Raw genomic sequence first — 25,313 nt, forward strand, 5'->3', positions numbered from 1 at the left:
TTTTTGCTGCGAATGATAAGTTTTTTTTGCAATACGAGTAATTATTCTTGCAAAAATCTTATCAATTAGCCTCTAAAAATTATATTGTTTGTTAATATCAATTTCTGAATAAAATCTTACAAGCCACAGTAATAGATAGTAAAATATTAATAAATTGTGTCTTTTGCTTGTGTTTAATCTATAAAAGGTCTTTAATGGCTAGATATTTAATTAACTTGGGATGGATAAAATGGACTCATTAGTACAAAACGAAGTAATAAAACTTTTTAATGATAAACCAAAAAGCGGAATTGTAAGAATTAAACAATGGTGTGCTGATAATAATAAAGATTTTGCAAAAGAAACTGCTCAATTTTTTTATGAGGAAAAAAGTAATCTAAATTTAGAGTTTGTAGGAGATTATCTTGGAACAGATGGCATCGATAATAAAACAGTATTAGAGAGTTTTACTAAGCAATTGAATTTTAAAGAAAAAGATTATTTAGAAAGTTTACGTGGGTTTTTACAATCATTTAAATTACCGGGCGAAGCTCAAAAAATAGATAGGTTAGTCGAAAGTTTTGGAACAAACTATTATGAACAAAATTTAAACGGTGAAATAAAAAGTAAGGATGCCGCGTATATACTAGCTTACCAAACGATTATGCTTAATACAGACTTGCATAATCCTAGTATTGTCAAACCAAAAAAAATGACTTTTGAGCAGTTAAAGAATAATTTAAAAGGTACTAACGAAAGTCAAAATTTTAATGATACTTTTTTGAAAAAGATGTATGACGGAATAAAAGCTAAGCCTTTCGTACTAAATTTTGTAGATAGTAGTCCTGGTTATGAGATATATAATATCAGTTCGCAAAATGATCAAACTTTTAAAAAATTAAATAAATTCTTAGAAGAAAAAAGCACTATTCAAGACGTATTTTCTAAATTACAAAATAATAATTTAACGGCAGAATTTAAGAACCCTAAAACATTGCTTAATAAGTTTACCGGTTATGAAGGAAGTGTAATAGTTAAAGATGAGAAAGGCGGTAAAGCAACAATTCAAGTCTATAAACCAAGTGTATTTTCAAGATGGTTTTTAGGAGAAAAGTCTAAAATCATAATTCAGCCTTTAAGTGAAGAAGGAAAGCAGCCTTCAGAACAATCATTAACATTAGCATCACAAATTACCGCAAGCTTTGAAACTAAAGTAACATCTGTGAAAGCAACTTATGATTATTTAAAAGAAGATTTAAAGAGTCGGTATGAGAATATTAGCAATCCTAAACAAGAATTAGAACGAGCTAGTTCTATTGCAGAACTACATAAAAATATTAAAGAAATTACAGAAATTGTACAGCAAACAAATCAACAAATACCTGAAAAACCTTTGGCTTCTAAAGAGATTTTTGAAGATCTCACACAAGCAGAGATAGGAATAAAGCCGGTAGAAATACTAATAAAGAGTTCATATCAACAAGTAAAAAAGCCAAAATTTAATTCTTTTATAGAAGAGTTAGCATGGAAGAGTGCACAAAGGAAGCAAAATGTTGATACTCCAATAAATCAAAATAAAGAACCTAAAATTCAAACAGATAATCATGCAAAAGTTTTAGAAGAATTAAAACAAAAACAGAAAGCATTAGAAGATAAAAAAAAGGGGCTTGAAGAAAAAAAATCTAATTCTAATATTACTAGAGAAGAAAGATGGAAAATTGTTGCAGAATTGGAATCTATTAATAATCAATTTCAAGCTATAGAAAAAGAATATAATATTATTAATAGTGCTTCAGATAGAGAAAAAAAGTTTGATAATAAAAATAACCCCTCATCGCCTACGAAAGGAGCACCGACAGCTGCAGATTTACAGCAACAAGGAGCATTAGCAGCTATAAAACGTATGAAAGAAGAGAAGATAAAGCAGCAGCAAGCAGAAGCTGCTAATCAAGCTTCACAAATTACTCCAACTATGTCTAGTGGTACTATACCGGTACCGCCTCCAATGCCTGGGAGTGGTATTCCTGTTCCACCTCCTCCTCCGTCAATTCCAAATATTGTAAAAAAAGAGGCGCAAGATATTGGTAAACAAATACCTCAGGAAGGAGATAAGCATAAAGAAGGATTGGTAAAAGCTATGGAAGCACAAAGAAAAAAAATAGAAAAGCAAAACTCAGGAAGAGGAATGTAATTATTATAGTATCATAATGGAAATTTCATTATAAAATAAACTATTAACGAATTAGAATGATTTTACAATATGTGGGTACCAAAGTATAGCAAGAGTGTATTAACGTGAAAGGTAGCGAAGAGAGATCTAGAGATTTATTTAGGAGTATTTGTATAGAACATGAAGTACAGATAATTTTAGGCAAAGTAGCTTGTGATCATGTTCATATGTTTATCTAGTATAGACCGCAAATAACACCTAGCAAACTTGTGCAGTATTGAAAATGCAGTAGCTCAAGAATATTATTGCAAGAATTTGCTTATTTGAGAAAGCAGTATTGGGGCAATCATTTTTGGGCTAGAGGTTATATGGCAGTTAATTTGGGTAATATTACTGATGAAATGATACAGCAGTATATTGATGAGCAAGAAGGTGAAACTATTAATGATGACCTATTTCTAATCGATTACACTTCTATTTATAACATCTCAGCTTATAGCTGAGAGTTGTTTAGTTGCAGTTTAGCACAAATTTTATCTGCAGTATATATAAGATATCCTGTAATTAATCTTAGAACTAATACTGGCTCTATCACCAAGCGATAAACCAAATTGTTCTGTTTCTTTCTCTAAGCATCCAATTTCTATCGCTTGATCAAAATCTAAGGCTACAATTTTATTTATTGAAGCTGCAATCATTTTTTTACTTTGAATAAAAGATATATTCAATTTTTGATCCAGTTCAGCCATTACTTCTGCTATATTTACTGTAGACATATATAGATAACGGTAATAATTCTTCAATCTTGTCACTACCGGTGTCTGAGTTAAATAATGCAAGTAAAGCAGATGAATCTAAAATATATTTATTCATTATTAAATTCCTTGCTTCTTGATTCCATGATAGAATCAACTAATGATATGTTATCTTTATTCTTAGATTTTACTAATGCTTGCAATTCTTTAATTTTATTTTTTAGAGGAATCAATGTTAATTCTTGACCAAGTATTAGCATTAACTGATCTCTTGAAGAAAGATGTAATTGATCACCAATTTTTGCAGGAATATTTATTTTGCCATTTTCAGATATAGTAACGTTATATTCTAAGTGCATATTTTTAAAATTGGTAAAAATTGAATATATACCGAAAAAATAGTACAATTAAAACTACAATAGTAAAATATATTAAATTAATTTTCTGTCACACAGCATAAAGAGTTTGTATCATATTATGTTGTCACCAAAAGCAAATATTATATGTCTAATTCAGCTTTTTTAGTTGCATTTTTTACAACGATTATCCGTTATTATGATTATGCTCTATTCGGTTTATCGGCTAGTATTCTTGCACAAAATTTCTTACCTGATATAGAGCAAGATAAACAACTACTCGGTTTTTTTGCAATTCTTAGTGCAGCCGTTATAGTGCGACCTTTAGGGTCTTTAATTTTTGGATTTATCGGAGATAAATACGGGCGTATTAAATCTATTAAGATATCAATGTTTATGAGTAGCATTTCTACCGGATTAATTGCTATTACTCCTTCCTTTGAGATGATAGGTATTTTTGCTACGGTAATATTAACATTATGTCGCATGTTTTTTTTAGCAAGCCTTGCCGGAGAAGTTGACGGAATAAAAATTTATGTAGCTGAAAAAACAGGAGATAATCGGAAAAATTTAAATATAGGAATAGTTTCATGCTGTAGCCAAATAGGTGCATTACTTGCGGCTATAGCTTATTATTATGTTAGTAATTCTAGTATATGGTATTTATGGCGTTTAAATTTCTTTATCGGTACAATATTTGGTTTATTTGCTATTTTGATAAGAAATTTTTTTAAAGAAAGTAGAGAATTTTTATATTATAAAAGTACTATAGAGCTAAATTTAGAAAGATTGCGACCAGATGAATTTAAGGAAGAGTATGCGGAGCGTACAAAAGTACGTGAGCACAGACGAATTCCGCAAAATTCGCTTGTATTAAGCTTTCTAAATGACGCTCGGCAAATTATCAAAGATAATACACTATCCTTTATAATAGCATTACTAATAAACGGTGCTATTGGAGGAGTGTATCACTTTTTAGTAATTTTCTTGGGAGTTTTGTTAACAAAAATAGCTTTTGTAAATCATCCTGAAATAAGATTTATGAATATAGCTCTTACTACTACCTATGGAATATCAGCCGTCTTTGCAGGGCTGCTTGCTGATAAAATAAACCCTTTAAAACAGATTACATTGACTGTATTTGCTAGCATTATTGTTGCTTTAGGAATGCAAATAATGTTATATAAACAAACATTTAATATGCTCTGTCCCGTTATATTAATAGGGCTTGCAGCATTTTATGCAGTACCGCTACAAGTTATTGTTCAATCTTTGTTTAAGACTAATATTAAAATGAGGCTTTATAGTCTATCTCATTCTTTTGGAGGTATTATTCTATCCTCCACTACTCCTTTCTTTAGTATGTTGTTGTGGCAAAATTTTAAGTCACTATCTCTAACTTTAAGCTTGTTCATATTTTTGCTTATAATATTAATGAGTACAGTGTTAGTTTTACGTAAGATGTTATCCTTGCATTAATACTAAATCGTCATTGTGAGCAACTAAAGGTTTTATTACATGGCTTAATTTCATCTCTGTCATCTCGTGGTTTAACCCACTGGATCCAGTTAAAAATACTAAAATTATTAGTATTTTTTATTGTTTTTGCTGGAATGACATAAATGCGCAATGCAACAGACTCAAAAACAAGAATAAAATCAATTTTCTTAGATAACTCTTCCGTCTTTACTGTGACCTGTAGGTTTTATGCTAGGGCTGCTTGAAGATTTGGAGCTTGGCTATGCTTGTGTCCCAATTTGCTTCGCTTTTTTTTGCTAAGTTTTCAAATCTGTCTTTTAAGTTTTTTGTATTGCCTTCTTTTATATGTGTATCTTCACTAGCTTCTATATAATTCTTAGTGTGCCTTTTAGGTGCATTATCTTTAGATTGAGCTTGCTTAGAATGTTCTATTGCAAATTTTGTACGAGGTCTTATTAGTTCATTCTCTTTCTCTGTGCCTTTGTGTTTGTCTTCCTCTCATTTATCCCATGCTGCCGGTGATGTCCAGTATCTTGTTATTTTACTATCACAGCCTTTTTCAAATTTGTTTATTAAATTTTTGGTGCTATTTTCTTTAATTTCTTCAGCTCGATTTTCAAACTCAAAATTTTTCTTAGGAGTTATATAGTCAGATTGAGTATTTTCATGTTGTTTTTCTACAGTCTGTTTCTTTTGCTCCTGTAGATATTTTAGGCTGCTCTTTGGTTGATTGCTCAATGTGTTTCAGAGATATATTTTTAGATAATTCATAAGTAACAGATTCTAAACTAGATAAATTGTTGTGAACTTTTTCTATATTGGAATTTAAATATTCTATTTTTGGTCTTTATATTCTATTATATTTTTTAATGTGGTATTAATTTCTACAAAAGATTCTTTAATCTTTTTATGAAACTTATCATCACTATTACTTATCTTACTACAATTAGTAGAAATTTTTTGAAGCTTATCTAATATATCGTTCATTCTCTCATCTTTTTGAGAAGTCAATACCATACTTGCTAAAAATTCGCTTCTTCCTAAATTTCTATTAACATTACTTAAATATAGATGTAATCTTGTGTAAATTTATCTATCTCTTCTTTAAATATCTTTTAGAACTTTATTGTATCACCGAATATAGGGTAAGTATTCCAGATTAAACAAGTTACGTATTTTAGGTAATACATTATCAATATTAACATGTTTCGGTAATGTATCTATAGATAATTTTTCATTTTGTAGCTCAGATATATAATCATCTACTGCTTCTTTTAATTTATCTAAAACGGTACTATTTTGCGAAGGAGGTAGCATTCCGGTGTCATCCTACTCTAAATCGGTATCAGTAGTTAACATGCCGGGATCATCCCACTCTAAAGCTATATTATCGCTTCTACGCTCCTCACGAGGATCCGTTAGCTTATAGTAGTTTTTATTTAACAAACGAGGATCACGTGAATTTTCGCGCTTTTCATATTCCTGAATTTCTTCAAATATACCTAGTGTTTTATAAATATTATCTATTTCTTTTTGAGTAAGTCTTTCATTAGTTACTTCTTTTTGTTTGATAGATTTGTGTAATGCTTTTGTTGCCGTTAACTTATCTTTTGTTGTATTTGAATTTGATAAAATTTTCGCTTGTGCTAAATCAAGAGCTGCAATTAAATTAGTAGAGCCGCTTTTTCCAAATGTGGTAGATAATTCTTCTTGACTTGAACCGATTCCTGAATCAACAGAAGAAGATCTAGCAACATTATTAGATTTAGGATTAATATTTGCTTGTTGTACATAAGCTTTGCCTGCATCTATTAATATTTTATCAGTGAATTGTTCTAGTGCATTGAATGAGTTTTCTAGTTTTACAAAAAGTGCTGTTGAGGAATGTACTATTGCCGGTGATGACTTAGGTATAGAATCTTCAGGTATAGTTTCTAAAGAAGGAGAATATTTACTTATTTCTTTCTGTATTACTGATTCATTTTGCCTTATTAAATTTGATATATTTTTAAATTTATTTGCTAATTCTGTAGACAATATATCAATCTGGTTATTGTTATTACTTCCGGCATATAAGACTAGAGCCTCCTTTATATTTCGCAAGGTATTATCTGCATGATCTATTAATAACATCTTATATTGCAAATCTAATTTGTTTGAATTATTAGTATTACGGAAGTAATTTTTATTTACTGCTATATTTTTGCTGAATATCTTTTTAGAAGCTTCTATAAATTCTTTTTCCACTTTCTCTTTTTTATTTTTTAACTCTTCAAATAAATTGTGTAGACCGTCTGAAAAATCTCCAGCATTATCAAGGTATAAAAATTGACTTCTTATAATCTCTTGTGCTTTTTGATTGGAAGCTTATTGAACTTTTTGTTTCTCTTGCATTGCTCTTAGAATGATATTTTTATTTAAGGAATTAATCAGATCATAAACATTTTTCATTTCATCTAATTTTTCTCTAGGTGCTTTTATTTTTTGTAATCTTTCTCTTAATTCTTAAAATTTATTACATTCATGTTGTTCAAGAAAAATTTCTTCTGTTTTTGCATTTTTAGTATTAGGGCTTCCTCCGCTACTCAAGATTTTATTTCTAGCTGCCTGTAATCTAGATGGTTGATGAGAGTTGATATTATTAATCAAATCTAAAATTTCTTTTGATGCCTTATGAAATTCTTCATTATTAGTTGGATTTTTGATTGTTTCTTGAACTGCTTCTCTTAACTTTATTATTTCTTCTTTAATGCTCAGCTCTACTCTTTGTTGACCGCGTGTTATAGCTTGTTCGTTTTCTTGTGAGGTAAGTACTTTTTGATCTTGCTGTATATTTAAGCTCTTTTTCCCTACTTACTGAACAATTTCTTCCATCAATTGCAATGGATTCATATTGCTCTTTATTTCTACTTCTTTCTCATTAGTGACCGGTAATGAATTACTTAGTCTTAATAATTCTGAAAAATCTGAAAGGGATATTAAGAAATCAAGTTGAGCCTTTGTTTTTCTACCTTTTCCGTCTGCTTTAAAGCCTTCAACTTTACTAATACTAATAGCTAGATTTTTAAAATAAATTTCTTTACTAGCACATTGTATATTATTATCATTTGTTACTTTGAAGTTAGTTTGTTGCTGAGAAACATACGGTCCGGGCTTTCTAGTTATTTATTAGAGCTTCTATAAAATTAGTTATACGTGTTATAGCTAGTTTATCTGTTTCTAAAATATTATTAAATTAGTATTTTTTATTAAATAAGGATTTCTTATTAGCTGATCTAATTCATTCTTATGTTTCATAGTTTCCTGCTATTAATAAAAATATACTAAAATGTAATACCATTTATGTTAAATTAACAATTTTATTGTATCGTCTCAATGAGTGTTTTAACTCCCTCAACTGATTTGTCGAATAATGTTTTTTCTTCTTTAGTTAATTGTAGTTCTACTACTTTTATGACACCTTCTTTACCTATAATAATAGGTACTCCGACATATAAATCATGAACCCCATATTCACCTTGTAGATAAGCGGCACAAGTTAGCATTTGACGTTTATCTTTTAAATATGCTTCAAGCATTTCTATTGCTGAGGCTGCGGGTGCATAATAAGCAGAACCTGTTTTAAGTAATGCAACAATATCGCCGCCGCCGTTCCTAGTACGATCGATTATTTTTTCAATATTTTCATTACTTGATAAGCCCATTTTTATCAAGTCAGGTATCGGTATGCCTGATATTGTAGAATATCTTGCAAGAGGTACCATAGCATCACCATGACCGCCGAGAACCGTGCTATTAACATTGCTCACCGATACTTTAAACTCTTCGGCAAGAAAAAGATTAAATCTTGATGAGTCAAGTACGCCTGCCATACCTATGACTTGATTATGAGGTAATCCGCTTGCTTTAAGCATGACATATACCATAACATCAAGCGGATTGGTAATTACTATTACAAAAGCATCAGGAGCGTATTTTTTAACGTTCTCTGCAACATTTTTCATAATACCGGTATTAATACTAATTAAATCGTCTCTACTCATCCCTGGTTTCCTTGGTAAACCGGCAGTAATAATTATTGCATCAGACCCTTCAATATCTTTATAGTCGTTTGTACCTGTTATTTTGATATCAGACCCGGCTATTGTACTGGCTTGCATGAGATCCAATGCTTTTCCTTGCGGTACTCCTTCAGCAACATCAAATAATACGATATCACCGAGTTCTCTAAGGCTAATTAGGTGAGCAAGCGTACCACCTATGTTACCGCTACCTATTAATGAGATTTTTGGATTTTTTTTCATTACTCCCTCTACAAATATTAAATATGCCTGTTACTATATTACAAATAGATTCAAGAAAAAAGAATTTTTAAATTGACATTATTAAAAGCCGAATCGAAAATACCATGAAACATGTAGTTTTAATAAAATAACTAAAAAACGAAGATAACTAGGCCTAAAATTTCTAAGTGAATAAATGTTTTTAAATCTTGTGTGGGAAAGGGGCGTAATACAAAAGAATGTAAAACCGTTCCAGAGGTGTTTCACGATTTATGCGTTAGTATTAACAATAGCCTTAATAGTAAGAACAGAGTAAAGATGTAAGCTTTGATACGGTAGACAGACCAGAAAACAAAAGTACTCTACATCATGTAACTGACTTAGCAGACCTTAAAGAGTTACTTCAAAAAAATATTTATCCTAAGATACAAGATGAGAATGGTTATACTGCTTTAGCGGTTACAGGTAATTTTAAGAAAGCCCAAATGTTACTTGAATAAGGTGCTACGGTGAATGACTATAAACAGATGAGTGAAGTATTATATTACTGTGGCTGTAACTAAGTAGAAAATAAAATTATTCTTTTACTATTAATGTATAATAATGCTAATACTAATTACAGAACTTTAAAAAATAAATATGAAAAAGCAAATGATGGTAGCTAAGCTGTTTCAAAAATAATATTCAATTACATTGCAAATCAAGAGAGTGATAGTTTAAAAGCTAAACTTGTTACTCTACTTGTCAAAATCTAGGGTGTGAATTCGAAGATTACTCGGAAGTAGCTCAAGAAAATGCATTATATAAATGCTTGGATGAGGCTTTTGATTTACTTGATCAAGGATTAATAGGATAGGATGCTCAAAATACAGCATTTTGGTCAACTATTACGTGGATCGATTTCACGATTGTCCCTAGTGGTTAAGTTGACCTTGTTGTGTTGTTTGATTTCATTCCTGCGTAGATTGGTTTTCTTTTCATTGCGAGAAGGTATTGTTGCGTAGAACGATAAAACCTACTGTGTCGCCCCGTGGCTCGACCACGGGGTCCATAAAAACAATAAAAAATACTAATAGTTTTAGTATTGCTGACTGGATCACGTGGCCAAGCCATGGGATGACAGAGGTACGACTGATCTATGCAACAACACCAGCTTTATCACGGAGTGATAGAGGTACAATTGATATACGCAACAAGCGCGCTTGCAATTACAATTTAGTATTCACGCTTGCAATGTCTTGCAGGATGATCCACAAAATTATCAACGTTTGATCATCTTATTATAGTGTGCCGATAAAACTTTCACTCCATATAGCCATAATAGACATACGATAATAAAACTAAACATCAATAAACCTGCTATGTCGTTATGTACGGCGTTCGGGAACATACTAAAGGATATGAATTGAATAATAGCACCTATTGATTTACCGATTTTAGTACCCATAACATCAACAGCAGCTTTACCTTTAGTCTTGATTTCACTATCGAGAGGAATATATACCATTTCTTTAGTAGCATCGAAAAGTGAATATTTTACGGATTTAGAAAGTACATGCCAAAGTCCGCCGATAAAAACTATAACGACAAGCGGTGAACTATAGCCGAGAGTATTTATGATATTTCCTAGGTGATTTTCAAACACCGTGAATGAAAAGAACATAACGCCTGCTCCAAACATCATAATCGGTGTTATAATAGCTCCCCAAAACCATCCGCATATTCTAATTAAACTACTTCCTAAAAACGCACTAACTAACGTGAGTACTCCCGTCCAAAAAAACACTTCACCGTGATAGGATATAAAATCCTTTGTAGCAGGATAGAGTTGTTTTACTTTTGACATCCATAATCCTTCTATGAGGCTAATGCTCATAGAATAAGACATTACAAGAAGACAAATAAAACCGAGATATCTAGAAGTGAATATTACTTTTGCACTTTCGATCAAGCTTAATTTTAATATATCCGTTCTTTGGTTTTTAAATTTAATATTTTTATCTGCTTCTACTACTGATTTATCAATAAGTTTATGAAGAGCTAGGCAAATTAATCCGGATATTAAAATAACCGTAATAAATGATTTCAAAAGGATTTCGTTTGTATCGTTTAGATAAGAAAATAAAGGTAATAAGAAATGCTCACTCTTAGCAAAATAAATAATTACGGTTCCTGATATGAGTAAATTCGTTTGTCCGAATAAAGTAAAAAATGAGTAAAATCTTGGTGCTTCTTCGACTTTAGTAATTTTATTTGCAAGCTGCCAATATAAAAGAGTAAAGACTATAACTGGCCATAATTCTCCCATAATATAGAATAATACTAAACTCCACTGTCCCCAAATTATTAAAAACCATTTTAAGTGAGGAAGAACAGTGATATAGTGCTTAATTAATTCAGGATCAGGATGAAAAAAATCTTTGTACGGAAATAAAATAAAACCAAAAATTGCGAAGAAAAATAAAAAAGTACCGGTAATTATCCTAAACACTTGCTCTGTTGTCATAATATTACAGAGTTTAGAATAAAGAATAACAAATAAAATTCCCATCGGCATTTCGCCCCAAAGTTTGATAAAACTCAATACTTCCGAGCTAATTAAGGTAACAACAAAACTATCTTTAATACTACGAACTAAGTTTTGATTAAGTAGAATAAAAAACATTAGTAAAGCCATCGGGATGAACTTGGTTAATTCATACGATCTAATTGGCCACACTACATGCCTAAATTTACTGTTTCTGGCTTTATTCCAAATTGTGAAGTTAGAATCCACGGCATCCATTGATTTAGTATGAGCTTATTTTTTTTAAGTACCGGATAGTTTTTATTATATGTCATTCCTGCTTGCGCGCATGACATAGAGTAAGACACTTCTTGAGTTGAACCCATGGGGATGAAATATAATGCTTTAAATCTTACAAAAACATAACATTTTTAAAAACCGTCCGGCTATATTATTTTTATGCAACCTAGACTATAATAAAAACTATGTCAAGATCTTTTATGATAGTCTCATATATTGTTGTTAATTACACTTGTTATACTCAATCGCTGCGTTAATAAACTGAATAAATAACGGATGAGCCTCAAAAGGTTTAGATTTAAATTCTGGATGAAATTGTACTCCTATGAACCAACGAAGTACCGGTAGTTCAATTATTTCTACAATCTCTTCATCTTTTGAAAAACCGCTAAATACTACTCCATGTTTTTCAAAAATATTTTGAAATTCATTATTAAATTTATATCTATGACGATGTCTCTCATTTATTTCAAGGCTTTTATAAGCATTAGCTGCAATGGTATTTGGAACCAAACTACAAGGATAAGAGCCGAGCCTCATAGTCTTTTTTACATTTTCAATTGTTATTTTTGAGTATTCATAGTTTTTATTTATTTTCTTAATAATTTTGGTACCGGCTACTTTAAATTCTTCTGTTACTGCATCTTTAATACCGATTAAGTTCTGAGCTATTTCGATCGTCGCAAGCTGCATACCGAAACATATTCCAAAAAAAGGTATGTTATTAGTGCGAGCATATGTTATTGCTATAATTTTTCCTTTAGTTGCACGTTCTTCAAATCCGCCTGGTACTAAAAGCCCGTCTATATTTAATAATTTTTTATTAATATTCTTTTCAGTTAGATTTTTAGCATTTATCCATACTAAATCAATTTTGTATTTGTAATAAATACCTGCATGATCAAGTGCCTCGATTACTGATTTATAAGCATCTTTTAATTTATGATATTTAGCTATTATAGCGATTCTTACTTTTGAATTAGAATCTTTTAGCCTACCAATTATATCATACCATTTATCTAATTTAGACGGTACGACATCAATATTAAAAAATTTTAATACTTTATTGTCAAGACCTGAATTATGATACGCAATCGGTACTAAATATATTTTTTTGATCTATTGCCGGAATAACATACTCAGATTCTATATTACAAAATAAAGCTATTTTATCTATGTCGCTTTTTGAAATGTTACGTTCTGCACGACAGATTAGTATATTAGGTGTAATACCTATAGCACTTAATGCTTTAACTGAGTGTTGTGTAGGTTTTGTTTTTAATTCACGAGCGGTTTTAACATAAGGTAATAATGTTAAATGAATAAATAAGCAATTTTCGCTTTTTAATTTGTTACCGATTTGCCTTATAGCTTCAAAAAACGGTAGACCTTCAATATCACCGGCTGTACCGCCTATTTCACAAATAACAAAATCAAAATCCTTGGTGTTTGAAAGTATAAAATCTTTTATTATATGTGTAACATGTGGGATGATTTGAACAGTAACGCCGGTGTAATTTCCTAAACGTTTATCTTTAAGTAATTTTGAGTATATTGCTCCTGTCGTAATGCTATCAAACTTGCACGAGGAAACTCCGGTAAAACGTTCATAATGTCCAAGATCTAGATTGGTTTCTGCTCCGTCATCCGTTACATATACTTCCCCATGTTCGTGAGGATTCATAGTTCCAGAGTCGACGTTAAGATAAGGGTCTAGTTTTCGTACGCAAACTTTAAATCCTTTCGCTTGTAACAGCATAGCAAGAGATGCAGCCGTTATACCTTTACCGAGTGCTGAAACAACGCCGCCGGTAACAAAAATAAAACGTACCATTATTTATTATAAACCTAGTTTACTAATATTTTCGTAAAATTTTACTGCTTTTTTTAAGTCTTCTTCCGTATCTACGGAAATAGGGACATTCTCAACTAAACATGTACCTATAGTCATGCCGTTTTCAAGGACACGTAATTGTTCCAAACGTTCTGTTTTTTCTAAAAAAGTTGGCTTAAGAGATACAAATTTTTCTAAAGCGTTTTTGCGAAAACCATACATGCCTACATGATATAAAAATTCTTCTGCACCGTTTGGAATAAGACTACGCGAAAAATACAATGCTTTCCCCGCCGAGTCAACCGCTACGGTCACATTACTACTAGCTTCCACTGATTCCCTATCTACCTTTACTACCGGTGTAACAATATCGTATTCGCTGTTTTTTAAATATTCTATAATTTTCAAAACAGAGCTAGGTTCAATAAAAGGCATATCTCCCTGTACATTAACTATGTAGTTAATGTTTTGATTATTTGGAATTAATTTAAAAGCTTCATAAGTACGGTCAGTACCGGTTGGGATAGCACTATCTGTGAATATTACTTTCCCTCTGACTTTTTTAATAATATTTGATATCTCTTCCGAGTCGGTCGCAACATATGTATGCTCAAGGTTAGCTTGATTTATTTGTTTGAATACACGCTCGATTAAAGTTATAGAGCCGATAAGCTGCAGCGGTTTTTGTTTAAGCCTAGTTGAACTTAGCCTTGAGGGGATAATTATAGCAACGTCCTGATGCTGCATAAACTTCCTATATATTAAATTAAAAAATAATTGTTGACAGCTTAGCCTTTTTCGGCGATAAAGTAAAATATAATTTTGAATATATTTGTACACTTAAGAAGCGCCATTCCGTGGCGCACGCAAAAACATGAATATATTTAAGAGCTTGTAGCTCAGTCGGTAGAGCATTTGACTTTTAATCAAAGGGTCCCGGGTTCGAATCCCGGCGAGCTCACCATACTGCTACACTGTGGGTTTGTAGCTCAGCTGGTTAGAGCACACGCCTGATAAGCGTGAGGTCGGAAGTTCAAGTCTTCTCAAACCTACCATTCAATCGACTAAAATCTGTATTACGTATTTAAAGAAGAATAAGAAATATTAGATTAATCAGTAATTTATTTGTATCGATAACATTTTTTCTCGATGAGGTTTTTTAGAGATAGGAAGAGTTTAGAAGGGAGATTATCAAGAGCAAACCACTGCCAGTTTTCTACCTTATAAGGCTCAAGGTTCTGTAATTCATGCTCTTTAACAATGAGCTTTAAGGAAAATAGAGATATAGTGCTTTTGCTCTTTTTCGAAGGCATCGTTAGTCACCGCTATAAATTGTGTGTGTTCGATGATTAGATTTGTTTCTTCTAAAACTTTACGGATAGCACATTTTTCAAATGTTTCTCCAAATTCTAAATGTCCACCGAGTAGTATAACTGTAATACGTTTACCTAGTAACATCTCATTTTGCTATTAAAAACTATAGCACCTATAACGACACGTGTGTGGTTAGTCATATATTAAGTAGCGCCGAATAAATAATAAAGTCGATATACGAAGTTCTATCTATTAACTTATTAGTAGCTTACGTTAATTTCCAAATCAAATAAAAAATATTGCTTATTTAAATACCATGAGCTATTTGTAGATTACATTTAATACTTACCTGTAGTTATGAATTCTACCAATCAATCACAAAATAATAGCTTAACTCTCTCATGGATTAAGCTTGGTATAGTGTCTTTAGGGCTTGCCGGTTTATATTCAATTATTTTGGTGGTACTACGTACCCCGCAATTATCGCGTTTTTTCCCGAATCCGCATATTTTCAAATCTGCTTTAATTATTCATGTTAATTTATCGGTGTTGATTTGGTTATTGTCTATTACGGCTAGTGTTTGGTCTTTGTCATTACAACAATCCTCTATGTCATTTCTGCAGCCCCTTATGTCATTCCCGCGAAAGCGTGAATCTATTCTTTTTTTTCTAGATTCCAGCTTGCGCTGGAATGATATACTATGCAGGCTTGCCTTCTTAGCTACTTTTCTAATCGCTATTTCCTCAATAGCGGGGCATAATCCGGTGATGAATAATTATATACCGATGCTTGAAAATATTGTATTTATTTTAGGGTTAAGCATATTTGGCGTTACGCTGCTATTATATGCGATAAATATTTTATACTTCTTCGATTGGGCAAATTTAAATAGTCTAGTTAATTTTACAATATTATCGACTATTATAATGTTTATTTTAAGTTTCGTTTGCTTTGGATGGTCTTATAATGGTTTGCAAAACATTATCCAAATTATTCCTATCGAGATAGAATTTTATTATGAATTACTTTTTTGGAGCGGAGGTCATTTATTACAATTTATATATACTCAAATATTAATATTTATTTGGGTTATCTTATTTCAGAAGCTAATAGACAGAGAATTAAAATTCCAAAAATTTCACCTATTTTTACTTTATTTAAATTTTATTTCCAGCATTCTTGTACTTTTCGGTCATATATCTTATGACATTATCGACGGAGCATTTAAAGAATTCTATACAAATCATATGAAATATCTAGGCGGTATTGCTCCTGTTTTATGTTTGGTCGGTATGGGGGTTGAGTTCTTGTCATTCCGTGGTTTGACTGCGGAATCCAGTAAAAAAATAGATCCCGCGGTCAAGCCGCGGGACGACACGGTTATAATAAATAACAGAGTCATCAAAACCATCTTACTTTGCTCCATTACTTTATTTTTATTGGGCGGGCTTATTGCAATGAATATCACTGGTATAAATGTAGTAATCCCGTCTCATTACCACGGTTCTATAGTAGGGATTAGTATTGCTTGTATGGGGTATAGTTATTTTGGTATCAATGTTATTCCCAACCCTTATGTCATTCCCGCGAAAGCAGGAATGCAGACAAAAGTATTTGAAAGAATGGATTCCTGCTTTCGCGGGAATGACATAAGGGGTTATGGGATGACATGTGCCATCTACCTCCTAACATTCGGGCAGATTCTGCACATACTAGGTCTAGCACTCGCCGGCGGTTATGGAGTTATGCGGAAAGATCCAAATAATAGCGTAATGTTGATGTCAACTAAGCTATTAATGGGAATGATGGGCGGAGGAGGGCTTATTGCTATAGTAGGCGGCTTGATGTTTGTGTATATCTGTGTTAGAGTAATGTTTTTTAAAAGTATAAAACTAGAACATGAGTAAACCAACTAGAGAAGAAGCTACAGAGGCAGTAAGAACGTTACTAAAATTCATTGGTGAAGATCCAACTAGGGAAGGGCTACTTAAAACACCTGATAGAGTAATTAACAGCTATACGGAAATATTTTCCGGTTATGGAAAGGATGTAGAGGAAATATTAAATACAAAATTTTACGATACTTGTAATTTTCAGGACTTTATCTCACTAGAAGGCATAAAATTTACCTCTTTTTGCGAACATCATATGTTACCTTTTAACGGTACGGTACACATAGCTTATATTCCTGATAACTGTATTGTCGGCATAAGCAAGTTAGCACGAATAGTAAATATTTTTGCTAAAAGGCTGCAAATTCAAGAAAAAATGACGGTACAAATAGCAGAAAGCGTACAGGAGAATTTAAAGCCGCTTGGCGTTGCCGTTAAGATTGCTGCCTTGCATAGTTGTATGTCTATGCGTGGAGTGATGCAGGATCATAGCATAATGAATACCATGCATTATACGGGTATATTTGCCGAGCAGCAGAAATATCGCCATGAGTTTTTGAATCTTACCACGAAAAGATAAGTGTATTTCTATGTTATTATCACAATATTTTTTACCTGTTTTAAAAGAAGAACCAAGTGAAGCTCAAGTAACTTCGCATAAATTAATGCTTAGAAGCGGAATGATTAGGCAGCAGGCAGCAGGTATTTATACATGGCTTCCGCTTGGATTAAAGGTACTTAAGAATATCGAGAACATAGTAAGTTTAAATATGAATAAAGCAGGCGCTTTAGAAGTTCTCATGCCTTGCATTCAACCGGCACATTTATGGATGGAATCGGGACGTTTTAATAATTACGGTAAAGAAATGCTGAAATTCCAAGATCGTCACGATAATACTTTACTATTCGGTCCGACTAATGAAGATATGATTACGGATATTTTTCGTCATAATATTAAGTCATATAAGGATTTGCCTAAAAATCTTTATCATATCCAGTGGAAATTTCGTGATGAGATTAGACCACGTTTTGGCGTTATGAGAGGACGAGAGTTCCTTATGAAAGATGCTTATTCTTTTGATATCAACGAAGAAAATGCCGTTAAGACCTATAATCAAATGTATAAGGCTTATATTAATACTTTCAGGGATTTAGGCGTGTTTGCTATCCCTGTTATTGCCGATAACGGTCCAATCGGCGGCAAGTTAAGCCATGAATTTCATATAATTGCTGAGACCGGTGAAAGCACTATTTATTATGATAAAAGATTTAAGACATTAAAAGATAATCCTGACATCGATGTAGACGAAATTAAAAGCTGGTACGCAGCAGCTGAAGAAAAGCATGACATAAATAAATTACCTATATCTGAACAAGAAATAACCAGTAGTAAAGGGATAGAAGTTGGGCATATTTTTTATATTGGATCAAAATATTCAGTTAATATGAAAGCTCTTATTAATGACGAACATGGTAAACTAGCTCCTGTAGAAATGAGTTCATACGGCATAGGTATTTCAAGGCTAGTTGCAGCTATCATAGAAGCAAATTGCGATGAGAAAGGTATCATATGGCCTTTTAGCGTTGCTCCTTTTAAAGTTTCTCTAATTAATTTGAATATTCATGATAGTAAATGTGTAGAGCTTGCGGCAAAAGCTTATAAAGATCTATCAGATAAAAATATAGAAGTGTTATATGACGATACTGAAGCACGTCCAGGCAGTAAATTCGCAACGCATGACCTTATCGGCTCACCTCATCAAATTATAATTGGTCCTAAAAAAGCTGCAAATAATATCGTTGAATTAAAAGACCGTAAAAGCGGAAATATAGAGGATATTGAGGTAGAAAATCTTATCAATTATATCAAATAATATACCTATGATATTATCATAGGTATATTAAATATAATACGTAAAATATATGAATATATCTGCAACTGAGTTAAATAAAAATCCTGGAAAAATCATTGATCAAGCATTAAGAGAGCCGATAGTTATTAATAAGCAAGGTAGACCTACTGTTGTTTTAGTAGACTATGAATATTTTACTACGCTTGAAGATGATTATTGGGGGAAGGCAGTAACAAATATTACAAAACAGCCGGAATGGTTATCAGCAAAAGAATCAGCAAAATTTCTTAAAAGCTAATGAAAGAAATAATTTTAGAAAAAAGGGTAATAAAAATATTAGACCGTTATCCTGAAAGGCATCAGCGTAAAATTAAAAACACAATTCTCGCTTTAATGCTTTAATAAATAATAATCCAGTACCCAATGATAGTAAATTATTAGTATGCTACTATGATTTCTATAGATGCGACATTGGAGAATATAGAATAATTTATAGTTTTAATGAAACTACAATTTATGTGATATTAGTTGGAAAACGTAACGATTCTGAAATGTATAAGGTATTAAAAAACATTTTCTAACAACATATACTGTAATAGAAATGAGTGTATGACACAGTTGATTCACAGGAAATTAACATGAAAAATTTTATCAAATATTTGTTTTTTACCATTTTATATATAGTAGTAACAATAATAGTCGCTTATATAGTTTTGGCTCAAACTATTCCTAATGATGGGCAGTGTCATATGATGGATAGACCGCTTGTTATTCATTACATCTTAGCAGCAATTATTACCGCTTTACCGGCACTAATTTTAATATATAGTAGAAGTAAGAAAAAGAAGAAATAAATTATATGATCGGTAAATTAAGTGGTAAGATTGATGCCCAAGGTGATGATTACATTATAATTGACGTAAATGGGGTAGGATACTTAGTCTATGCTTCGGGTAAAACTTTAGGTAAACTTTCAGAAGGGGAATTTTATAAACTATTTATCGAAACCCATGTTAGAGAGGAACATATTCATCTTTACGGTTTTCTAACTATAGAAGAGAAGAATTTTTTTAATTTGCTGCAATCCGTGAACGGTATTGGTACGAGAATGGCTCTATCTATTTTATCAAATCTAACTCCTACGGATATTCAAATTGCTATAAATAATGAAGATAAAGATATATTTAAAGCAATATCTGGCGTCGGTGCTAAACTTGCTGAGCGTATAGTTCTAGAGCTGAAAGGTAAAGTAGCGAAAATATCAACTGGTGCGGCTATTATCAACGATAGCTTAAATATCAAAAATATTACATCGGTCGCAAGCAATGAAGTAATAAAAGCTCTAGTAAATCTAGGCTTTTCTAGATTTGAAGCTCAAAACTCCGTTCAAGGCATTGTTATCCAAAACCCTGAAATCTCTATTGATGAATTAATCAAAACAGCCCTGAAAAATCGCAATGCTGGCCTTTAAATCAAATGTTAATTTATTAATACTTGATTCAAAAGAAATATCATTAAAATTAATAGGTAGAATTATGTCAAAATTAAAAATATTTTTAGCAAGTATTAATAAATTAATTTGGAAGCTTTAATAGAAACTTTAAAATGAGATGATACTGTAAAAACGCTAAAGATTGAAAGTTCTGTATGAAATTCAGTATCATTACTATACACAACGGTATAACAGAAGAAAGTAAAGTAGAGTGATTGCAAGCGATACCAGAAATGAATCTAAACGCTTTAGGTTTAACAGGTCTTACTCTGAACAATAGCGATATGGATATTTTTTGTGCAGCAATCAAACATAGCAAAATTAAAAGTAACTGATGCAGATTGTATTCTAGAAAACGCAGATAAACATATCAATGAGCATTTTTTTAAGATGGTTGGAATTGCAAAAGAGGTATATGTTTGTGATTTATTTTTGTCTACTGATATAACCAGTTATATTACATCTTTTATTGGGGATTTATATAATATAAATCAGTTAAATTATATAGAATCTTAAAATAATTTATAGCATAAAACTATTTTTTAGCTATTATTAGTCATCATATTCGATTTAAAATAATGACTAATATATTATCACCTGAAAAAAGTGACAATGATCAAGAATTGCCTATAAGACCGTCATATTTACAGGAATTTGTCGGTCAACAGCAGATTAAAGAAAATCTTTCGGTATTTATTAAAGCTGCAAAATCTCGGAATCAGCATCTTGATCATACTTTATTTTACGGTCCACCAGGTCTTGGTAAGACTACGCTTGCCAAAATTATTTCCAACGAAATTGGAGGTAATTTCAAATCCACCTCCGGTCCTGCTATACTTAAGGCAGCTGATCTTGCTGCTATTCTTACCAATCTTGAAAAGAACGACGTATTATTTATTGATGAAATCCACCGCTTAAATACTGCGGTTGAAGAGATTTTATATCCTGCTATGGAAGATTTTGAGCTTGATATAATTATCGGTGAAGGACCTGCCGCAAGGTCAGTGAAAATAACCTTGCCGAAATTTACATTAATCGGGGCTACTACACGCCTTGGGCTGCTTAGTAATCCTTTGCGTGATAGGTTCGGTATTCCTATGCGGCTTAATTTTTATAATACTGAAGAATTGAAAAAAGTTCTAAATAGAGCGAGTAAGTTATTTGATATTGATTTGACTGATTCAGGTTCGGAAGAGATAGCAAAAAGAAGTAGAGGAACGCCAAGAATTGCATTAAGATTGCTGCGTCGTATAAGAGATTTTGCAGCAGTTGACGGTAAATCAAGAGTAGATAAAGAAATCTCTGATTTTGGGTTAAAGCGTTTGGAGGTTGATCTAATAGGACTTGATAGTAATGATTATCGTTATTTGAAATTCATAGCGGATCATTATAACGGTGGTCCTGTTGGAATTGAAACGATCGCAGCAGCCCTTTCTGAAGAGCGTGACGCACTTGAAGAAACCATAGAGCCTTATCTAATACAGATAGGTTTACTACAAAGAACTCCTAGAGGTAGGGTAATCACGATTGCCGCTTTTGAGCATTTGAAAATGCCGATACCTAATCAATCACATCATCAATTTAATATTTTTAATGAGAATGAATAATAATAATTTAAATGATACTTATACAGCTGCATATGTTATAAAAAGGCTGATAAAAGATCATATTAAACCTTATGCAAATAAAATATATTTTTCTATATTTTGTATGGTTATTGCAGCACTATGTACGGCAGTGATCGTACATGCGGTTAGACCTATTATTGATAAGATTTTTTTAACGCATGATAAGAAAATGCTTATAGTAATGCCTATAGTACTTACTATAACTTTTTTTATAAAAGGAATTTCAGAGTATTATCAGAATTATCTAATAAAATTTGTTGGGCAGAGGGTACTAAACGATTTGCAGATAAAAATGTATGAGCATTTGTTACTTGCTGATATTGCTTTTATTCAAAACCAATCTTCAGGACGTTTAATATCTCGTTTTACTAATGATATTTCTTTGATGCGTGGGGCTGTTTCTAATTTACTTGTTGGATGCGCTAAACATTTTCTAACTGTAGTATGTTTAATAATAACGATGTTTCATTTGGAACCACTATTATCTTGCGTAGTTTTTCTTGTTTTCCCTTTGGCTGTTTATCCGGTGCAAAGGATGAGCAGAAAGATAAGAAAAATATTTTCACAATCACAAGAGGAGCTGGGACATTATACTGCTAGGCTTGATGAAACATTTCAGTCAATTAAGATTATTAAATCTTTTGTAGGCGAAAAAATAGAAAGTAATAGAGCATCGTTGATTATTAATAATATTTTAGAGTGTTACAAAAAAACATCTAAGCTAGATGCGATGGTTTCACCGATTATGGAGGGTTTAAGCGGTCTTGCAGTCGGAGGGATGGTTTGGTACGGAGGTAATCTAGTTCTTGATGGTAAAACAACACCAGGTGCATTATTTGCTTTTTTAGCTGCTTTTGCTGCAGCTTATCGACCATTTAAAAGTTTGGTATCATTAAATATTAATTTGCAAGAAGGAATAGCAGCAGCTAAGATGGTATTTAATATTTTGGATACCGAACCTCTTATCAAAGATCATGAAGATGCTAAAGAAGTAGATTTATATAATCCACAAATTACTTTTGAAAAACTATCTTTAAGTTTTGAAAGTAAAATAGCTATAAAATATATAGATTTAAAGTTAGAACCTCATAAAATAATTGCATTTGTCGGGCGTTCTGGTAGCGGTAAGACGTCCCTTAGTAATTTATTAGTGCGTTTTTATGATCCACATGAAGGAAGAATTTTAGTTAATAATTATGATATTAAAGATATTAAGCTTACTTCACTTAGAGATCAGATTTCCTTAGTTACTCAAGATACTCATTTATTTGATACAAGCGTTGCCGAAAATATAGCATACGGTCAGGACAACGCTACAAGGGAAGAAATAATTGAAGCGGCAAAATATGCAGATGCTCATGAGTTTATTATGCATCTGCCGAACGGTTATGACACGCAGATAGGAATCCAGGGGACAACGCTTTCAGGCGGTCAGCGTCAGCGTTTATCTATTGCTAGAGCGTTCTTAAAAGACGCACCGATTTTAATTTGGGATGAAGCAACAAGTAGCTTAGATCAAGCTTCCGAACAGAAAATTCTAGAATCTTTAAAGAAATTACGCCAAGGAAAAACCACTTTAATCATTACGCATCGTTTAAGCAGTATTACCGACCTTGATAACATTATTGTCATGAAAAACGGTGAGATTTGTGAGCAAGGTACTCACACTCAATTACTTAAGAATAAGGATGAATATTATCGGTTGTATAATAAGGAGTTAAGGAAGAACAGTTGATTTATAAAAATAAATAGCTTATATTCCTTAATTCTTATTAGCTATTATTGTATGGTTTAAATCGTCATTGCAAGAAGAGTTACGTAGTAATTCGACGAAGCAATCCAGTAAAAAATTCTATAAATCAGCATTTTTTTAATTATTTTTCTGGATTGCCGCGTCGCTTCGCTCCGTGCAATGACGGTTCGGATATCCATGTAACAAGGTTGCGGCTAAAGGAGTGTGGCAATCTCAAGACTTTGGCACGAGAGTGCTTCGTCAAAATTTTCAATTTGTTTCTTGCAATGACGACTTAAATACCCACTCAACAATTCCAATGCAGGAATGACATAAACACAAGGAACACCATAATGATCATTACCAAGATTTTTAAAGACTATCGATTATTTGAAATATTTATCTTAGGAATAGTTAGCGGTATGCCGCTGGTTATAATTTTTTCTACTATTTCGGTATGGTTAAAAGAATCCGGAATAGATATCGCTGTTATTACTACTTTTGCGGTTGCAAGATTATCATATTCATTAAAAGTATTTTGGTCGCCGTTAGTCGATAATTTTAAAATACCTTTTTTAAGTAGGTTGGGGCATCGAAAAAGTTGGCTTATATTATGTAGCTCTTTAATTGCTTTAGTACTAATTGCTATTAGTAAGGAAAATCCTGAAGTTTCTTTAACTTCTTTATATTTTTTGACTATAGTATTAGGATTTTTATCCAGCACGTTCGATATTGCCGTTGATGCGTTGCGTATCGATAAGTTTGATCAGGAAACACAAAGCATCGCTAGTGCAACTGCTGTATTCGGTTATCGAATCGGTATGCTTATTACAGGAGCAGGTGCTTTGTATATTGCAGAAATAACCGGAAATAATTGGCAACTAACTTTCTTTGTTATAGCTATAATATTTGTCGTTGCAACGATATTTATAATAACCGTAAACGAAAAAGAACTAGTAAGAGAAACAATTAATATTACTTCTATTACTTCATGGATTTCTACAGTAATTAATCCTTTCAAGGATTTTTTCAAAAGAGAATTTGCAGTAACTATTTTACTTGCGGTAATATTTTTTAAATTAGGTGATGCCATGCTTGGAGCGGTTGCTTCACCGTTTTATATAGAGCTTGGTTATACAAAAGGCGAAATAGCAATAATAGCTAAACTTTACGGATTAATTGCGACATTAGTCGGCGGTTTTGCCGGTGGTATTGTAATGTATAGAGTGGGGAATTTTAAAGGTTTGATTATTACCGGTATTGCCCAAAGCTTAACGCATTGTGCATTTATTTGGCTTAATCATCAGCCTCCTTCTTTTGAAGCTTTATTAATTGCTATTACTATAGAGAATTTTGCTGCTGCTATGGGGGCTACCGCTTTAGTCGGATATATAGGTAATTTATGTAATAAAAAATATTCCGCAACACAATATGCTTTACTTAGTAGTGCAAGTAGTGTATGCAACAACACTGTCACTATTTATGCCGGAAAACTTGTAAATATGATGGGGTGGGACGGTTTTTTCATCTTTACTATAATTTTAGCCTTGCCTGCTTTGTTTATATTAATGTATCTTAATAAAAAGGTTAATGTGTAGTAAGTTTTATTTTTAACATCATTGCGAAGCAAGTTGCAATAGCAATATTGACGCAGCAATCTCAGGAGTTTGTTATTATTTCATGAGATTGCCACGTCGCTTCGCTCCTCGCGATGACGAAATCTATACTTATTGAGCAAT

Annotated in this window: 22 protein-coding genes, 2 tRNA genes and 5 pseudogenes; 16 read left to right on the plus strand and 13 right to left on the minus strand. The window is 32.1% G+C overall.

What is annotated here, in order from left to right; all coding sequences use genetic code 11:
- Positions 1-229: 229 nt before the first annotated feature.
- On the plus strand, positions 230-2,170 hold the full coding sequence (gene ralF / locus A1C_RS02485; RefSeq protein WP_041816762.1) for a T4SS guanine nucleotide exchange effector RalF: 1,941 nt from the start codon (positions 230-232) through the stop codon (positions 2,168-2,170).
- A gap of 69 nt (positions 2,171-2,239) precedes the next feature.
- Positions 2,240-2,652, plus strand: a pseudogene (gene tnpA / locus A1C_RS09670) (IS200/IS605 family transposase).
- On the opposite strand, the pseudogene A1C_RS06745 reads toward tnpA, so the two are convergent.
- A pseudogene (locus A1C_RS06745) lies at positions 2,643-3,022 on the minus strand (PIN domain-containing protein). The pseudogenes tnpA and A1C_RS06745 overlap by 10 nt on opposite strands.
- Positions 3,015-3,263: an AbrB/MazE/SpoVT family DNA-binding domain-containing protein gene (locus tag A1C_RS02500; RefSeq protein WP_041816763.1), complete on the minus strand. Its 249-nt coding sequence runs from the start codon at positions 3,261-3,263 to the stop codon at positions 3,015-3,017. Before A1C_RS02500 ends, A1C_RS06745 begins: the two are co-directional and overlap by 8 nt.
- Before the next feature lie 144 nt (positions 3,264-3,407).
- Between A1C_RS02500 and A1C_RS02505 the strand changes: the two genes are divergently transcribed.
- Positions 3,408-4,739, plus strand: coding sequence for an MFS transporter (locus tag A1C_RS02505; RefSeq protein ID WP_012149487.1), 1,332 nt, complete (start codon positions 3,408-3,410; stop codon positions 4,737-4,739).
- Between the two features lie 188 nt (positions 4,740-4,927).
- Here A1C_RS02505 and A1C_RS08510 read toward each other — a convergent pair.
- The 10 genes and pseudogenes from A1C_RS08510 to A1C_RS02550 form a co-directional block, all read right to left on the minus strand.
- Positions 4,928-5,108: pseudogene (locus tag A1C_RS08510) on the minus strand (hypothetical protein).
- A 129-nt stretch (positions 5,109-5,237) separates the two neighbouring features.
- A complete protein-coding gene (locus A1C_RS02510; RefSeq protein ID WP_012149488.1) occupies positions 5,238-5,477 on the minus strand; it encodes a hypothetical protein in 240 nt (79 codons plus the stop codon).
- 96 nt (positions 5,478-5,573) lie between these two features.
- Positions 5,574-5,756 (minus strand): hypothetical protein, encoded by a 183-nt coding sequence (locus tag A1C_RS08065; protein ID WP_012149489.1) that lies wholly within the window; start codon positions 5,754-5,756, stop codon positions 5,574-5,576.
- A gap of 114 nt (positions 5,757-5,870) precedes the next feature.
- Positions 5,871-6,056 (minus strand): hypothetical protein, encoded by a 186-nt coding sequence (locus tag A1C_RS08515; RefSeq protein ID WP_088123979.1) that lies wholly within the window; start codon positions 6,054-6,056, stop codon positions 5,871-5,873.
- 12 nt (positions 6,057-6,068) lie between these two features.
- A complete protein-coding gene (locus A1C_RS08520; protein ID WP_232279071.1) occupies positions 6,069-6,986 on the minus strand; it encodes a hypothetical protein in 918 nt (305 codons plus the stop codon).
- Positions 6,987-7,244: 258 nt separating this feature from the next.
- A complete protein-coding gene (locus tag A1C_RS08525; protein WP_232279072.1) occupies positions 7,245-7,388 on the minus strand; it encodes a hypothetical protein in 144 nt (47 codons plus the stop codon).
- A 710-nt stretch (positions 7,389-8,098) separates the two neighbouring features.
- Positions 8,099-9,043: a malate dehydrogenase gene (gene mdh / locus A1C_RS02535; RefSeq protein WP_012149490.1), complete on the minus strand. Its 945-nt coding sequence runs from the start codon at positions 9,041-9,043 to the stop codon at positions 8,099-8,101.
- A gap of 1,240 nt (positions 9,044-10,283) precedes the next feature.
- A complete protein-coding gene (tlc2, locus tag A1C_RS02540) occupies positions 10,284-11,807 on the minus strand; it encodes a nucleotide exchange transporter Tlc2 (protein ID WP_012149491.1) in 1,524 nt (507 codons plus the stop codon).
- 243 nt (positions 11,808-12,050) lie between these two features.
- Positions 12,051-13,662: pseudogene (locus A1C_RS02545) on the minus strand (CTP synthase).
- A gap of 6 nt (positions 13,663-13,668) precedes the next feature.
- Complete coding sequence (locus A1C_RS02550; RefSeq protein ID WP_012149494.1) at positions 13,669-14,409, minus strand: 3-deoxy-manno-octulosonate cytidylyltransferase; 741 nt, start codon at positions 14,407-14,409, stop codon at positions 13,669-13,671.
- Between the two features lie 141 nt (positions 14,410-14,550).
- On the opposite strand from A1C_RS02550, the gene A1C_RS02555 reads away from it, so the two are divergent.
- Positions 14,551-14,626 (plus strand) — tRNA-Lys (locus A1C_RS02555).
- A gap of 14 nt (positions 14,627-14,640) precedes the next feature.
- Positions 14,641-14,717, plus strand: a tRNA-Ile gene (locus A1C_RS02560).
- A gap of 153 nt (positions 14,718-14,870) precedes the next feature.
- On the opposite strand, the pseudogene A1C_RS08075 reads toward A1C_RS02560, so the two are convergent.
- A pseudogene (locus A1C_RS08075) lies at positions 14,871-15,176 on the minus strand (nucleotide triphosphate diphosphatase NUDT15); the annotation flags it as partial.
- Positions 15,177-15,333: 157 nt separating this feature from the next.
- Here A1C_RS08075 and A1C_RS09655 point away from each other — a divergent pair.
- The 11 genes from A1C_RS09655 (at position 15,334) to A1C_RS02620 (ending at position 25,172) form a co-directional block, all read left to right on the plus strand.
- Positions 15,334-16,884: a cbb3-type cytochrome c oxidase subunit I gene (locus A1C_RS09655; protein WP_012149496.1), complete on the plus strand. Its 1,551-nt coding sequence runs from the start codon at positions 15,334-15,336 to the stop codon at positions 16,882-16,884.
- Entirely contained in the window at positions 16,877-17,449 is a 573-nt protein-coding gene (gene folE / locus A1C_RS02575) for a GTP cyclohydrolase I FolE (protein WP_012149497.1), read from the plus strand. The genes A1C_RS09655 and folE overlap by 8 nt, the downstream gene beginning before the upstream one ends.
- Positions 17,450-17,459: 10 nt before the next feature.
- Complete coding sequence (gene proS, locus A1C_RS02580) at positions 17,460-18,743, plus strand: proline--tRNA ligase (RefSeq protein WP_012149498.1); 1,284 nt, start codon at positions 17,460-17,462, stop codon at positions 18,741-18,743.
- A gap of 49 nt (positions 18,744-18,792) precedes the next feature.
- The gene (locus A1C_RS02585) at positions 18,793-19,020 is read left to right on the plus strand and encodes a type II toxin-antitoxin system Phd/YefM family antitoxin (protein ID WP_012149499.1); all 228 of its coding nucleotides are present in this window, start codon (positions 18,793-18,795) and stop codon (positions 19,018-19,020) included.
- Positions 19,021-19,123: 103 nt separating this feature from the next.
- Complete coding sequence (locus A1C_RS08530; RefSeq protein WP_232279128.1) at positions 19,124-19,303, plus strand: type II toxin-antitoxin system RelE family toxin; 180 nt, start codon at positions 19,124-19,126, stop codon at positions 19,301-19,303.
- A 57-nt stretch (positions 19,304-19,360) separates the two neighbouring features.
- Complete coding sequence (locus A1C_RS02595) at positions 19,361-19,576, plus strand: hypothetical protein (RefSeq protein ID WP_012149501.1); 216 nt, start codon at positions 19,361-19,363, stop codon at positions 19,574-19,576.
- A 5-nt stretch (positions 19,577-19,581) separates the two neighbouring features.
- Positions 19,582-20,193: a Holliday junction branch migration protein RuvA gene (gene ruvA, locus A1C_RS02600; protein ID WP_012149502.1), complete on the plus strand. Its 612-nt coding sequence runs from the start codon at positions 19,582-19,584 to the stop codon at positions 20,191-20,193.
- Positions 20,194-20,511: 318 nt separating this feature from the next.
- Positions 20,512-20,730 carry a hypothetical protein gene (locus A1C_RS02605; RefSeq protein WP_012149504.1) on the plus strand — a complete coding sequence of 73 codons (219 nt, stop codon included), beginning with the start codon at positions 20,512-20,514 and terminating at the stop codon, positions 20,728-20,730.
- A 62-nt stretch (positions 20,731-20,792) separates the two neighbouring features.
- On the plus strand, positions 20,793-21,821 hold the full coding sequence (gene ruvB / locus A1C_RS02610) for a Holliday junction branch migration DNA helicase RuvB (protein WP_012149505.1): 1,029 nt from the start codon (positions 20,793-20,795) through the stop codon (positions 21,819-21,821).
- Entirely contained in the window at positions 21,814-23,577 is a 1,764-nt protein-coding gene (locus A1C_RS02615) for an ABC transporter ATP-binding protein (protein WP_012149506.1), read from the plus strand. Before ruvB ends, A1C_RS02615 begins: the two co-directional genes overlap by 8 nt.
- A gap of 350 nt (positions 23,578-23,927) precedes the next feature.
- The gene (locus tag A1C_RS02620) at positions 23,928-25,172 is read left to right on the plus strand and encodes an AmpG family muropeptide MFS transporter (protein ID WP_012149507.1); all 1,245 of its coding nucleotides are present in this window, start codon (positions 23,928-23,930) and stop codon (positions 25,170-25,172) included.
- The last annotated feature ends 141 nt before the right edge of the window (positions 25,173-25,313 follow it).

Origin of the sequence: Rickettsia akari str. Hartford (assembly GCF_000018205.1) — a bacterium.
GTDB classification, from domain to species: domain Bacteria; phylum Pseudomonadota; class Alphaproteobacteria; order Rickettsiales; family Rickettsiaceae; genus Rickettsia; species Rickettsia akari.

What these genes read in the sequence shown, in the direction of transcription:
- ralF (WP_041816762.1), top strand. Translation starts at nt 230, where the DNA reads ATGGACTCATTAGTACAAAACGAAGTAATAAAACTTTTTAATGATAAA.
- A1C_RS02500 (WP_041816763.1), bottom strand. Translation starts at nt 3,263, where the DNA reads ATGCACTTAGAATATAACGTTACTATATCTGAAAATGGCAAAATAAAT.
- A1C_RS02505 (WP_012149487.1), top strand. Translation starts at nt 3,408, where the DNA reads ATGTCTAATTCAGCTTTTTTAGTTGCATTTTTTACAACGATTATCCGT.
- A1C_RS08065 (WP_012149489.1), bottom strand. Translation starts at nt 5,756, where the DNA reads ATGGTATTGACTTCTCAAAAAGATGAGAGAATGAACGATATATTAGAT.
- A1C_RS08515 (WP_088123979.1), bottom strand. Translation starts at nt 6,056, where the DNA reads ATGCTACCTCCTTCGCAAAATAGTACCGTTTTAGATAAATTAAAAGAA.
- mdh (WP_012149490.1), bottom strand. Translation starts at nt 9,043, where the DNA reads ATGAAAAAAAATCCAAAAATCTCATTAATAGGTAGCGGTAACATAGGT.
- tlc2 (WP_012149491.1), bottom strand. Translation starts at nt 11,807, where the DNA reads ATGGATGCCGTGGATTCTAACTTCACAATTTGGAATAAAGCCAGAAAC.
- A1C_RS02550 (WP_012149494.1), bottom strand. Translation starts at nt 14,409, where the DNA reads ATGCAGCATCAGGACGTTGCTATAATTATCCCCTCAAGGCTAAGTTCA.
- A1C_RS09655 (WP_012149496.1), top strand. Translation starts at nt 15,334, where the DNA reads ATGAATTCTACCAATCAATCACAAAATAATAGCTTAACTCTCTCATGG.
- folE (WP_012149497.1), top strand. Translation starts at nt 16,877, where the DNA reads ATGAGTAAACCAACTAGAGAAGAAGCTACAGAGGCAGTAAGAACGTTA.
- proS (WP_012149498.1), top strand. Translation starts at nt 17,460, where the DNA reads ATGTTATTATCACAATATTTTTTACCTGTTTTAAAAGAAGAACCAAGT.
- A1C_RS02585 (WP_012149499.1), top strand. Translation starts at nt 18,793, where the DNA reads ATGAATATATCTGCAACTGAGTTAAATAAAAATCCTGGAAAAATCATT.
- A1C_RS02595 (WP_012149501.1), top strand. Translation starts at nt 19,361, where the DNA reads ATGAAAAATTTTATCAAATATTTGTTTTTTACCATTTTATATATAGTA.
- ruvA (WP_012149502.1), top strand. Translation starts at nt 19,582, where the DNA reads ATGATCGGTAAATTAAGTGGTAAGATTGATGCCCAAGGTGATGATTAC.
- ruvB (WP_012149505.1), top strand. Translation starts at nt 20,793, where the DNA reads ATGACTAATATATTATCACCTGAAAAAAGTGACAATGATCAAGAATTG.
- A1C_RS02615 (WP_012149506.1), top strand. Translation starts at nt 21,814, where the DNA reads ATGAATAATAATAATTTAAATGATACTTATACAGCTGCATATGTTATA.
- A1C_RS02620 (WP_012149507.1), top strand. Translation starts at nt 23,928, where the DNA reads ATGATCATTACCAAGATTTTTAAAGACTATCGATTATTTGAAATATTT.